At 73.3% G+C, this 12126-nt stretch carries 14 protein-coding genes; 10 read left to right on the forward strand and 4 right to left on the reverse strand.

The window, feature by feature from the left end; genetic code table 11:
* Positions 1–17: 17 nt before the first annotated feature.
* Complete coding sequence (locus tag AC3WRM_RS03920) at positions 18–488, reverse strand: hypothetical protein (RefSeq protein WP_492249535.1); 471 nt, start codon at positions 486–488, stop codon at positions 18–20.
* Between the two features lie 166 nt (positions 489–654).
* Here AC3WRM_RS03920 and AC3WRM_RS03925 point away from each other — a divergent pair, with 166 nt between their 5' ends.
* From AC3WRM_RS03925 to AC3WRM_RS03950, 6 genes are all read left to right on the forward strand, one after another.
* On the forward strand, positions 655–1290 hold the full coding sequence (locus AC3WRM_RS03925; protein WP_492249534.1) for a hypothetical protein: 636 nt from the start codon (positions 655–657) through the stop codon (positions 1288–1290).
* A complete protein-coding gene (locus AC3WRM_RS03930; protein WP_492249533.1) occupies positions 1287–1583 on the forward strand; it encodes a transcriptional regulator in 297 nt (98 codons plus the stop codon). The genes AC3WRM_RS03925 and AC3WRM_RS03930 overlap by 4 nt, the downstream gene beginning before the upstream one ends.
* Positions 1580–2458 (forward strand): ABC transporter ATP-binding protein, encoded by an 879-nt coding sequence (locus AC3WRM_RS03935; RefSeq protein ID WP_492249532.1) that lies wholly within the window; start codon positions 1580–1582, stop codon positions 2456–2458. Before AC3WRM_RS03930 ends, AC3WRM_RS03935 begins: the two co-directional genes overlap by 4 nt.
* Before the next feature lie 26 nt (positions 2459–2484).
* Positions 2485–3276: an ABC transporter permease gene (locus AC3WRM_RS03940; RefSeq protein WP_492249531.1), complete on the forward strand. Its 792-nt coding sequence runs from the start codon at positions 2485–2487 to the stop codon at positions 3274–3276.
* Between the two features lie 32 nt (positions 3277–3308).
* A complete protein-coding gene (locus AC3WRM_RS03945; protein ID WP_492249530.1) occupies positions 3309–3944 on the forward strand; it encodes a maleylpyruvate isomerase family mycothiol-dependent enzyme in 636 nt (211 codons plus the stop codon).
* 154 nt (positions 3945–4098) lie between these two features.
* Positions 4099–5472 carry an FAD-dependent oxidoreductase gene (locus AC3WRM_RS03950; protein WP_492249529.1) on the forward strand — a complete coding sequence of 458 codons (1374 nt, stop codon included), beginning with the start codon at positions 4099–4101 and terminating at the stop codon, positions 5470–5472.
* A gap of 73 nt (positions 5473–5545) precedes the next feature.
* Here AC3WRM_RS03950 and AC3WRM_RS03955 read toward each other — a convergent pair whose 3' ends face one another.
* Complete coding sequence (locus AC3WRM_RS03955; protein WP_492249528.1) at positions 5546–5959, reverse strand: hypothetical protein; 414 nt, start codon at positions 5957–5959, stop codon at positions 5546–5548.
* A gap of 151 nt (positions 5960–6110) precedes the next feature.
* On the opposite strand from AC3WRM_RS03955, the gene AC3WRM_RS03960 reads away from it, so the two are divergent.
* The 4 genes from AC3WRM_RS03960 (at position 6111) to AC3WRM_RS03975 (ending at position 10137) form a co-directional block, all read left to right on the forward strand.
* Positions 6111–6971: a 3-hydroxybutyryl-CoA dehydrogenase gene (locus AC3WRM_RS03960; protein ID WP_492249527.1), complete on the forward strand. Its 861-nt coding sequence runs from the start codon at positions 6111–6113 to the stop codon at positions 6969–6971.
* Positions 6972–7643, forward strand: coding sequence for a GNAT family N-acetyltransferase (locus AC3WRM_RS03965; protein ID WP_492249526.1), 672 nt, complete (start codon positions 6972–6974; stop codon positions 7641–7643).
* A gap of 36 nt (positions 7644–7679) precedes the next feature.
* A complete protein-coding gene (locus AC3WRM_RS03970) occupies positions 7680–9239 on the forward strand; it encodes an AMP-binding protein (protein ID WP_492249525.1) in 1560 nt (519 codons plus the stop codon).
* Positions 9240–9336: 97 nt separating this feature from the next.
* Entirely contained in the window at positions 9337–10137 is an 801-nt protein-coding gene (locus tag AC3WRM_RS03975) for a hypothetical protein (RefSeq protein ID WP_492249524.1), read from the forward strand.
* A 34-nt stretch (positions 10138–10171) separates the two neighbouring features.
* On the opposite strand, the gene AC3WRM_RS03980 is transcribed toward AC3WRM_RS03975, so the two are convergent.
* Together AC3WRM_RS03980 and AC3WRM_RS03985 are read right to left on the reverse strand one after the other, a co-directional pair.
* Positions 10172–11062: an NAD(+)/NADH kinase gene (locus AC3WRM_RS03980; RefSeq protein WP_492249523.1), complete on the reverse strand. Its 891-nt coding sequence runs from the start codon at positions 11060–11062 to the stop codon at positions 10172–10174.
* Positions 11059–12090, reverse strand: coding sequence for an SPFH domain-containing protein (locus AC3WRM_RS03985; protein ID WP_492249522.1), 1032 nt, complete (start codon positions 12088–12090; stop codon positions 11059–11061). The genes AC3WRM_RS03980 and AC3WRM_RS03985 overlap by 4 nt, the downstream gene beginning before the upstream one ends.
* Between the last annotated feature and the right edge of the window lie 36 nt (positions 12091–12126).

Here is a 12126-nt window from a genome sequence, read left to right on the forward strand (position 1 = left end):
GGACATGGTAGGTCCGGTCAGCCCCGCGCCTTGGACTTGATCTCGTCGATCGCCTGGTTGAAGCCGCCCGCCGTCAGCGAGGAGCCGGCCACCTTGGAGACGTCGAGGTCGTCGATGTTCTTGCCGACGACCTCGTCGGCGATGCCGCCGGCGAACTTCTCCTGGTACTGCTTCGAGGTGCCGGAGGCCTTCGGCGTGACGGTGACGGCGTCGATGATCCCGACGTCGCCGAGCGTCACCTCGACGTCGACCGTCGAGGTCCCGCCGGGGTTGGAGTAGCTACCGGACGCCTCGTAGGTCCCGGGGGTGTAGTCGCCGGACGACTCCGAGGAGCCGGTGTCGGCGGACGCCGACTCGCTCGTGGCGGCGCTGCTCGGCGTGCTGCCCGTCGCGTCGTCGGAGGAGGACTGGCCGCACGCGGCGGCGAGCAGCAGGGTCGGGACGGCCGTGGCGGCGAGCACGGCCTTCTGGTGGCGGCGCAGGGTCATGGGTCTTCTCCAGTCAGTCGGGCTGGGACGCGGAAGGTCGTTGCGTCGTCAACTTCTCCAACGGCCGCGTCCCGCTCGACGTTCCCGCAGGTGCGGACGGACCTTGACTCCCGTCGCCGATCCGTGCAAACTACTTTGCATTACAAACTCATCTCCGGGAGAGACCATGGACGACCACCAGCCCGACGACCAGGCCGGCGACCACGCCCCCGACCTCGCCGAGAGCTGGGCCATCATCGAGGCCGAGCGCGACCGGGCCCGCCGTTCCGTGCGGGTCGACGAACGGGTCGTCTACGGCGTGTGGGCCGTCGCGTGGGGCGTCGGCTACCTCGCACTGTGGACGTGGTCCGGCCCGCAGGGAGAGCCCGGACTCCCGGGGCCGATCGTCTTCGGCGTCCTGATCGCCGCCGCGATCGTGGCCACGGTCGTGCACATCGAGGGCCGCACCCGAGGCATCGGAGGGCCCGACGCCGAGGCCAACGCGTGGCTCGGCTGGGCCTGGGGGATCGGCTTCGCCGGCGCCTGCCTCGTCGCGGGTGCGCTCGGACGGGTCGGCCTCGAGGGCGAGGCCGCCGCGATCGTCTACAACGCCGTCCCGTGCCTCGTCGTCGCCGTCCTCTACATGGGGTCCGCCATCGCGTTCCACGACCGACGCCAGTTCGTGCTCGGCGCCTGGATCGCCCTCCTCGTCGGTGGCGCCTCGTTCGCCGGCGCGCCCACCCTCTACCTGCTCATGGCGCTGCTCGGCGGCGGCGGCTTCGCCGTCGCCGCGCTCCACGCGCACCGCGAGGGGCACCGATGACCGACCTCGACCCCGTCATCCACGCCCAGGCGCGCCTGCGGGTCACGGCCTTCCTCGCCGCGCTCGCGCCCGGGGAGACGCTCACCTTCCCGCGCCTGCAGAAGGAGCTGACCATGACGGCCGGGAACCTCTCCACCCACCTGCGCAAGCTCGAGGACGCCGGCTACGTCCAGCAGACCAAGACCATCGACGGTCGGACGCCGGCCACGCACGTCAGCCTCACGGACGCCGGCCGCGCCGCCTTCGAGACCTACACCCGCACCCTTCGCACGCTCCTCCAGGGGGACCCATGACCAGCACGCCCGTCCTGCACGTCGACCACGTCACCCGCTCCTTCGGCGACCGACCGGCGGTCGCCGACGTCACGCTGGAGGTACGTGCCGGCCAGGTGGTCGGGCTGCTCGGACCGAACGGGGCGGGCAAGACCACCCTCCTGTCGATGGTCTCCGGCCTGCGCACGCCCGACCGCGGGACCGTGCGCGTGCTCGGGCTCGACCCCCGGCTGCCGCGGAACCGGGCCGCGCTCGGGGTGACGCCGCAGGAGACCGGACTGCCGGAGTCGCTCACCGCGGCCGAGGTCGTGCGCTTCGTGGCCGACCACCACGCCGACCCGCTCCCGGTGCGCGAGGCGCTCGACCGCTTCGGCATCGCCGACCTCGCCGACCGCCGCTGCGGCGGCCTCTCGGGCGGGCAGCAGCGCCGGCTCGCGTGCGCGCTCGCCCTCGTCGGGCGGCCCGCGCTCGTGCTGCTCGACGAGCCGACCACCGGCCTCGACGTCGAGGCCCGCCACGCGCTCTGGGACGGCATCCGTTCCCACCGCGACGACGGGGTGGCGGTGCTGCTCACCAGCCACCACCTCGAGGAGGTGGAGCAGCTGTCCGACCGCGTCGCGGTCATGGCCGAGGGACGAGTCCTGGTCGACGACACCCTCGAGCGCGTGCGCGACCTGGTCGACGTCGAACGGCTCTCGTGGACCGGCACCGTCGGCCGCGTGGCGGAGCTCGAGGGCGTGGTCGACGTGCGGGTGGACGGCGACGACGTGGAGGTGCTCGCCCGCGACGCCGACCTCGTGGTGCGGGCGCTCGCCTCGGGCGCCGCCGATTTCCGACGCCTGCGCGTCCGCGGCGCCTCCCTCGAGGACGCGTTCACCCACCTGACCGCCGCCTGACCGACCGACGAGAGCTGGAGGACCCCATGACCACGACGACCGGCCGACCTGCGGCCCACCACCCGTCGAGAGCCCTGCGCATCGCCCTCGCCCACACCCGGCTCGCCGTCCTGGAGGCGGTGCGCGAGCCGGTCGTCATCGTGAGCACGGTGGCCTTCCCGGCACTCGTGCTGCTCTGCTTCGTCGTCCCGCAGCGCACCGTCGCCGGCGACGCCTCGGCCGCCACCGCCGCCACCGGCCAGGTCGCGCTGTTCTCGATCGTGTCGGTGTGCCTGTTCACCTACGGCGCCGGCATCGCCGAGGACCGCACGCGGCCGTTCGACACGTTCCTGCGCTCGCTCCCCGCGGGCGCCGTCCCGCAGCTCGTCGCACGGATCGCGACCGGCGTGGTGCTCAGCGCCCTCGGCCTGCTGGTGGTCGGCCTGATCGCCGCGTTCCTCACGGAGGCGACCGTGCCGTGGGGCCGGCTCCCGCTCGTCGGGCTGACGCTGCTCGGCTGCGGCGTGCCGTTCCTCGTCATCGGCTTCGCGATCGGCTACGGCCTGCGGCCCAAGGCGGCGCTCGCGGTCGCCCAGGCGGTGCTGTTCCCGCTGGCCTTCCTCGGCGGCCTGTTCGTGCCGCCCGAGACGTTCCCGTCGTGGCTCGACACCGCCTCCCAGGGCACGCCCACGCGCGCCGCCCGCGACCTCGTCGTGGCCACCATGACCGGTTCCGACGTCGACGCGACCTGGCTGCTCGTCCTCCTCGCGTGGACGCTCGCCGGTGCCGCCATCACCGGCTGGGCGTACCGTCGCGACGAGGGCCGCCGCTTCCGCTGAGGGTGTCGGCGGGCAGCCCTACCCTCGAGGCCATGAACCCGACCTGGTCCCTCGTCCACGCCGAGCGGGCCGCGCTCGTCGACGACCTCGCGACCCTCGCGCCGGCCCAGTGGGACGTCCCGTCCTGGTGCTCGGGCTGGTCCGTCCACGACGTCGCCGCCCACCTCGTCGACAACGCCCGCGCCACCACCGCGCGACTCGTCGTCGCGATGGTGCGGGCCCGGTTCGACTTCGACCGACAGAACGACCAGGGCGTCGCCCGCGAGCGAGGCGCGGACCCTGCCGAGACGTGGGCGCGCCTCCGGTCCGTGGTGGGACGCACCGACACACCGCCCGTGCCCCTCGCGAGCCGGCTGGTCGAGGAGGTCGTGCACGGGGAGGACGTCCGTCGACCGCTCGGGCTCCACCACGACTACGCACCGCGGGCGGTCGCGGACGCCCTGCGCCACCAGGCCCGCACCTCGGTGTCGATGGGCGGCGGACGCCAGCACGTGGCGGACCTGCGCCTCGTCGCGAGCGACGCCGACCTCGTGGTGGGCGACGGGGACGACGTCGTCGAGGGTCGGGCCGTCGACCTCCTGCTCGCCACCTCCGGCCGCGTGCAGGCGCTCGACACCCTCGGCGGGCCAGGGCTGCCGATCCTGCGCGGCCGCCTGACGGCGCGCTGACGCCCTGCGATCGGGGGCGAACCGCCGCCCCGTCGACGTGGTCGATCTCGCACACCGGACGACTTCGCGGCGTGTGGCAGGAGAACTTAGGATGTCCTCATGCACATCGACTGATCCTGGCGGTGTGCCCGCAGTCCCCCCAGGAGTCCCACTGATGAGCAGGAAGCTCAGGGTCGCGATCGTCGGCGCCGGCCCGGCCGGCGTCTACGCCGCCGACATCCTCACCAAGTCCGAGGTCCCCGCACCCTTCGAGGGCGCGAGCGTCGACCTCATCGAGCGTGACCCCACGCCGTTCGGGCTGATCCGCTACGGCGTGGCCCCCGACCACCCGCGCATCAAGGAGATCGTCAAGGCGCTCAAGCGCGTCATGGCGAACGAGGACATCCGCTTCTTCGGCAACGTCTCCTTCGGCGACGACCTGAAGCTCGACGACCTGCGCCAGTTCTACGACGCCGTCGTCTTCGCCACGGGCGCCCGCCGCGACCGCGACCTCGACATCCCCGGCATCGACCTCGACGGCTCGCACGGCGCCGCGGACTTCGTCGCCTGGTACGACGGCCACCCCGACGTCGACCGCGACTGGCCGTTCCAGCCGCACCAGGAGTCGGTGGCCGTGCTCGGCGTCGGCAACGTGGGCCTGGACGTCTCGCGCATCCTGGCCAAGACGGCCGAGGAGCTGCTCGTCACCGAGATCCCCGACAACGTCTACGAGGGTCTCAAGAAGAACGTCGCGAAGGACGTGCACGTGTTCGCGCGGCGCGGCCCGGCGCAGGTCAAGTTCACGCCGATGGAGCTGCGCGAGCTGAGCCACTCCCCCACCATCGACGTCATCGTGCACCCCGAGGGCTTCGAGCTCGACGAGGGCTCGCTCGAGGCCATCCGCGCCGCCAAGAGCCAGAAGCTCGTCGTCGACGTGCTCCAGAACTACCTGGCAAAGGAGCCCACGGGCGCCCCGCACCGCATCCACATCCACTTCTGCCAGAACCCCGTCGAGATCGTCGGCGAGGACGGCAGGGTCGTGGGCCTGCGCACCGAGGTGACCGAGCTCGACGGCACCGGCAACGTCCGTGGCACCGGCGAGTTCCAGGACTGGCCCGTCCAGGCCGTGTACCGCGCCATCGGCTACTACTCCGACAACCTGCCCGGTCTGCCGTTCGACGTCACCGCCGGCGTCGTGCCCAACGACGGCGGTCGCGTCATCGAGATCGACGGCTCGGCCCTGCCCGGCGCCTACGTGACGGGCTGGATCAAGCGCGGGCCGGTCGGCCTCATCGGCCACACCAAGTCCGACGCCGCCCAGACGATCTCGATGCTGCTCGAGGACGCGCCCGGTCTCGACCAGGCCGCCCAGCCCGACCCCGAGTCCGTCGACGCCTACCTCGCGTCGCGCGGCCTGGAGTACACCACGTGGGAGGGCTGGGAGCAGCTCGACGCCCACGAGCTGAGCCTCGGCGAGGCCCACGAGCACCCGCGCGAGCGGGTCAAGGTCGTGCCCCGCGAGGACATGGTCCGCATCGCCCGCTCCTGACGCCCACCGTCACCGTCGCGACGCCCGCGCCCCTCGTCGGGGTGCGGGCGTCGTCGCGTCCGCACGAGCCGGGTCAGTCCGGCGCCAGCACCAGCAGCTGCAGGTGGCACGGACCGTCGGGCGAGGAGGTCGGGATGTCGGTGAGCAGGAACGGCTGCTCCGCACCCGCCGCGACGTCGTCGAGGCGACGGGTGGCGGCGGGACTCGTGCCGTCGGCCGGCCCGACCTGGGCGCTCACCTGGTAGCTGGCCTTGTTCTTCGTCGGGTTGGACACCAGCCCGGTCGCCGACCAGGTGCCGTCGCCGTCACGGCTGCACTCCACCGCCGACAGCAGCTCCGGGGCGGAGCGGCCCGCGGGCAGGCCCTCGGCGGTCGGCGAGGCGGACGGCGCGGGCCGGGTGGCCGGGTCCGACCCGCCGCTGCAGCCCGACGCGCCGAGCGCCAGCACCGGCAGGAGCACCGCGGAGGCCAGGTGTCGTGCACGCATGGGTCCATCCCACCACGTCGGGCACTGCGCTCCCGGCGCACCACGCGCGGTCCCGCGCTCCTGTCGCCGGGGCCGAGGGCCGTCCGGGCCCTCGGTCACGTGGCGTAGGCTGAAAGTGCTAGGACGTCCAAGCATCAGGAGGGAGAACGTCATGACGATCGCACGTCTGGGCGTGGTCGGCGGAGGCCTCATGGGGTCGGGCATCACCGAGGTCGGGGCGCGAGCCGGCCTGTCGGTCGTGACCGTCGAGGTCGACGACGACGCCGCGAAGCGCGCCGCCGAGCGGGTGGAGGCATCGCTGCGCAAGGCCGAGCAGCGCGGCAAGCTGACCGCGGACGATGTCACCGCGACGCTCGAGCGTGTCACGTTCACGTCCGACCTCGAGGCGCTCGCCGACCGTGACCTCGTCGTCGAGGCCGCCAGCGAGGACGAGCGGACCAAGCTCGACCTGTTCCGGACCCTCGGGTCGATCCTGGAGTCCGACGACGCCGTGCTCGCGTCGAACACGTCCTCGATCCCGATCGTGAAGCTCGGTGCCGTCTCCGGGCGCGCCGACCGGGTCATGGGCGTGCACTTCTTCAACCCCGCGCCGGTCATGCGGCTCGTCGAGCTCATCCCGTCCCTCACCACGTCGCCCGAGACGCTGCAGCGGATGCAGACCTTCGTCTCCGAGACCCTCGGCAAGGAGCCCATCGAGGCGACCGACCGAGCCGGGTTCGTCGTCAACAGCCTGCTCGTGCCGTACCTGCTGTCGGCCATCCGCATGTACGAGGCGGGCTACGCGTCGGCCGCCGACATCGACTCCGGCATGGTGCTGGGCTGCGGGCACCCGATGGGCCCCCTCGCCCTGGCCGACCTCATCGGCCTCGACACCGTCCGCGCCATCGGGGTCTCGATGTACGAGGAGTTCAAGGAGCCGCTGTACTCACCGCCTCCGGTGCTCGACCGCATGGTCGACGCCGGCCTGCTGGGCAAGAAGTCCGGCCACGGGTTCTACCCCTACGATCGCTGAGTGCCCGACCTCGACCCTCGACGCCCGCGGCTCGCGGACCTGACGTGGCCGCGCCGCACGGCCCGGCTCACGCTGCGTCCGCTCACGCTCGACGACGTCGACGCCGTGCTCGCCTACCGCGGCGACCCCGACGTGAACCGGTGGCTGGGCCGGCCGGCGCGGACCCGTGACGAGCTCGTCGCCTCGCACTTCGGCGCCGACGACCTCCCCGACGCGCTCGCCGTGGAGGTCGACGGGCAGGTCGTCGGCGACACCATGGTCACCGTCGCCGACGCCTGGGGGCAGAAGGACGTCCGCGAGCAGGCGCGCCACACGGTCGCCGTCCTGGCCTGGGTGCTGGCCCCCAGCCATCACGGGCGGGGTCTCATGACCGAGGCCGTCGAGGAGCTGCTGCGGATCAGCTTCGAGGAGCTCGGCGTGCGCCGCGTTGTCGCCGAGTGCTTCGCCACCAACGAGCCGTCGTGGCGGCTCATGGAGCGCGTCGGGATGCGCCGCGAGGCCCACACCCGCCAGGACGCGCTGCACCGCGACCTCGGCTGGGTCGACGGGCTCGCCTACGCGATCCTCGCCGAGGAGTGGCGCCGACGTTGCTGCTGGCCGCCCAGGGCACGGGACGGTCGCCGACGCGGGCGGCGAGGCCGCGACGGCGGTGCACCGTGGCGCGATGCATGATGGGAGTGACCCGCGTCATACCGCCTGGAGGCCCCCGTGCTCGTCCCGTTCAGCATCCGCGACTTCCTCGACCGTGCCGTCACGGTCTACCCCGACCGGGTGGCCGTCATCGACGAGCCCGACCAGCCGGCACCGTCGTGGGGCGAGCTCACGTACGCCGAGGTGATGCGGCTCGCGCAGGCCCAGGCTGCGCGGCTCGACGCGCTCGACGTGCCCGTCGGCGGACGAGTCGCGATGGTCTCGCAGAACGCCGCCCGGCTCTACACGTCGTTCTTCGGCGTCTCCGGCTGGGGGCGCGTGTTCGTGCCCGTCAACTTCCGCCTCGCGCCGGCCGAGGTCGAGTACATCGTGCAGCACAGCGGCGCCGAGGTCGTCATCCTCGACCCGGGCCTGGAGCACCTGCGCGAGGCATGCTCCGCGGCCAAGCACGTCTTCGTCGCCGGCGTCGACGACGAGGAGGTCTGGGGCTGGTCGCCTGCCTCCCCGCATCCTCCGGCCCACGGCGTCGAGCCGCGGGCGTGGGAGCCTGACGAGAACGCGACGGCGACCATCAACTACACGTCGGGCACGACCGCGCGACCCAAGGGCGTCGAGCAGACGCACCGCGCCCTCTGGACCAACGCGACGGTGTTCGGCTGGCAGGCGTCGGTGAGCGACCGCGACGTGTACCTGCACACGCTGCCGATGTTCCACTGCAACGGCTGGGGCCAGGTCTACGGCGTCACCGGCATGGGCGGGCGGCACGTGGTGCTCCGCCAGGTCGACGGGGCCGAGATCCTGCGTCGGATCGAGGAGCACCAGGTGACCTACCTCTGCTGCGCTCCCGCGGTGCTGTCGGCCGTGCTCGACGCCCTGAAGGACTGGGACGGTCCGGTCGGACGCGACCGGGTCCGCTGCGTCGTCGCGGGCGCCCCGCCACCGACCCGCACGATCGAGCGGGTCCGCGAGGAGCTGGGCTGGGAGTTCATCCAGATCTACGGGCTGACCGAGACCGCCCCGCTGCTGACCATGAGCCGCATGCGCGAGGAGTGGGACGACCTCGACCCGACGGAGCAGGCCCGCAAGCTGGGCCGCGCGGGCGCTCCCGCGCTGTCGACGTCGATCCGCGTCGACGACACCGGCGAGGTGCTGGCCCGCAGCAACACCGTGCTCGAGGGCTACTGGGACAACCCCGACGCCACCAGCGAGTCGCTGGCAGGGGGATGGTTCCACACGGGCGACGGCGGAGCGTTCGAGGACGGCTACGTCACGATCGCGGACCGCAAGAAGGACGTGATCATCTCCGGCGGGGAGAACGTGTCGTCGATCGAGGTCGAGGACGCGCTCGCGTCGCACCCGGCGGTCCGGGAGGTCGCCGTCATCGGCATCCCCGACGAGCGGTGGGGCGAGCTGGTCACGGCGCTGGTCGTCGTCGAGCCCGACTCCGGCATCGACGAGACGGCGCTCATCGCCCACTGCCGTGAGCGGCTGGCCGGCTACAAGTGCCCCAAGCGGGTCGAGTTCCGCGACGAGCTCGCACGCACCGCCACCGGCAAGCTGCAGAAGTTCAAGCTGCGGGCCGAGTTCTGGGACGGTCGCGAGCGCCAGGTCAACTGACGTCCCGGTCGAGAGGGCGGTGTCCCCGTACGCCCACGCCCGGGCCGTCCCCTCGCCTAGGCTGGCCGCACCATCCGTCGCACGCCCGAGGTCCGTCATGTCGTCGTCCTGCACCTGCCACTGCGCCGAGGGACGTCGGCGTCGACCGTCGGCCGCCCTCGTCGTGGCCACCGTCGCGCTCTTCCTGTCGCTCGGCGGCACCTCCTACGCCGCCGTGAAGGCGGGCAGCATCGGCAACCGCCAGCTCGCGGACCGCGCCGTCAGCGCCTCGAAGATGCGCCCGGACTCGGTGGGCACGCAGGCGCTCGTCAACGGCTCGGTGCGCTCGGAGGACCTGCGCAACCGGTCCGTCACCGGCGCCAAGATCGCCCTCGACGCCGTGACCACGCAGGTCATCCTCGACGGCAGCATCGGCAGCCAGGACCTCGCGCGCGGCAGCATCGGCACACGCGAGGTCGCCGACGGCAGCCTCGGCACGCAGGACCTGACGTCCGACGTCGTCGGACGGCTGCTGCGGACGCCCGGCACCGGCAACGGTGGCGCGGCCGTCGGCCAGACCCTCTCGACGAGCGTCGTCCTGGCCAGCTCCACGGAGATGCGCGGCTACTCCGTGCCGGCCGACCAGGCCGGCACCGTCCTCGTCACCGGCGCCGCGGCCGTCGGCTCGAGGTTCGGCACCGACGTGACGTGCGGCCTCGTGCGCACCGGCGACAGCGCGCCGCTCGCGACCAGCACCGTGACCGTCCCGGCCGGGGGCAGGTCGGTCGTCCCCGTGCAGGCCGTCGCGGGCGTCGCGCAGGACCAGAACCTGTCGCTGCGCTGCTGGACCGCCCTGGGCACCGGGACGGCGACCGCCGCCGACGGCTCCACGCTCACCGTGCTGCGCGTCGGCGCCTGACCCTCCTCGGGGCCGGGCGCTCGCGCGGGGAGCGTCAGGCCACGAGCCGCAGGCGACGCGGGGCCAGCCCGACCGTCAACCGCTGGCCGAACGAGACGCTCAGGGCGTCGGCCTCGATCCCGTCGCCGAAGCAGACGAGCGCGTCGGACTCGACGGTCACGACGAGCGAGGCGTCGACACCCACGAGACCCTCCGTGACCTCGTTGCCCGTGGCGGGCGACGGCCACGCCTCGCGGACGAACCAGCAGAGTCCCGGGTCGGTCGGGCCGGGCATCACCAGGCCGCTGCGGCGCTCCTCCCACGCCGAGCGCAGCCAGCCCGTCGCACCCGTGCCCGTCCCCACGAGGATCCCCGACGAGGAGTGCCGCTCCACCCGGTCGCCCGCGCGGAGGACGTAGCGCGCCGACTGGTGGCCGGGGTCGCCGACGAACACCTCGTTCAGCGCCGACAGCTCCTGGCCGTCGTCGGTGCGCGCCTGCACCATCGTCCGCTCCTGCACCGGCCGGTCGTCCCGCTCGACGCCGGCCAGCACGTCGACCACCTGCTGGGGCGCGTGCGGCACGAGCACCCCGGGGTTGCGGCCGCGCTCCGGGTCGACACCGACCACCGGCTGGCCGTCCAGGTACTTCGCGACGTTGGCGACGAGCCCGTCCTGGCCCACCGCGACGACCACGTCCTCCGGCCCGAACACGAAGCGGTCGAGCTCGGAGCGCTCGACCTCGGCCCGCCGCCAGTGCATCGGGATCGCCGCGGACACGACGGCGCGCGCCCGCGCGAGCGCCTCGTGACGCTGCTCGACCTCGGCGATGTCACGGTCGCGGGTGCGCAGGAAGAAGGCGGCCTGGTCGCGCGTGGCGTGCCGGGCGACCAGCTCCTCGTACTCGGACCGTCGGTGGACGACGACGGCCCGCGGCCGCAACGTCATCGCGTCGGACCGGCCTCCTGGTCGCCTGCCGCACCGGCGTCGCCCAGCTTCTCCAGCAGCGGCGCGAGCAGGTCGGGCGTGAGGGAGAGGTGCGTGAGGGGCGGCAGGTTCGCCGCGAGCTCGCGTGCGGCGATCGCGAGGATCCGACCCTGGTCGATCTCGGCGTACGACGCGAACGCCGCCGCCTCGGCGGCAGCCTTCGCCTCGCCGACGGTGCGGGCGCGGTCGGCCTCGGCGCGGGCCAGCAGACCCTCGCGCTCGGCGCGTGCCGCCGCCGCGATCCGCTCGGCCTCCGCCTGCTCGGTCGCCCGGCGACGCTCGTTCTGTCCGCGCTGGGTGACCAGCTCCTCCTCGCGGCGCGCCAGCTCGATCTGGTTGGTCAGCTCGTTCTCGGCGATCGCGCGCTCCTTCTCGACCGCGACGGCACGCCGCTCGAAGGTGGCGCGGTCGGCCTGCTGCTGCACGGCCTCACGCGTCGGGGTCTGCAGGGCCCGCTCGAGGTCCGCCTCCGCGCGGATCGCGACGACCCGGACGTCGGTGACGGCCAGGCCTCGCTCGACGAGCCGCTGGTCGCCGGCGAGCTCGTCGGCGACCCGCTGGCGCACGGGCGCGATGCCGTGGGCGAGCGCGTCGGTCAGCGAGGTGCCCGCGAGGTGGTCGAGCGCCGGCTGCTGGGCGAGCTCGGTCAGCAGACCGCCGAGCCGCTCCAACGGGCGGGCGTTCCAGTCGCCGCTGCGCGGGTCGATGCCGAAGTCGATGCGGGTGGCGGCGACGGCCGGGTCGACGACGCGGTAGGTGACGGTGGCCTGCACCGACACCACCTGGAAGTCGCTGGTGCGCGCGGTGAACTGCAGCACCTGCTCGCGGTCCTCCAGCGGCACCTCCGCCAGCGCGGCGGTGCTGGGGCGGAACCAGAACGACACGCCCGCCCCGGACTTCGTGACCTTGCCGTCCTTGAGCTTCAGCACGAACGACGTCGGGTCCGACCGCAGGTGGTTCAGGAACGGACGTCGGGTGATGTCGGCCATCGGTGCTCCCTCTTCTCGACCACGCCCAGTCTGCCC

The sequence above is a fragment of the Aeromicrobium sp. EU05-FHT14F07 genome (assembly GCF_058790455.1).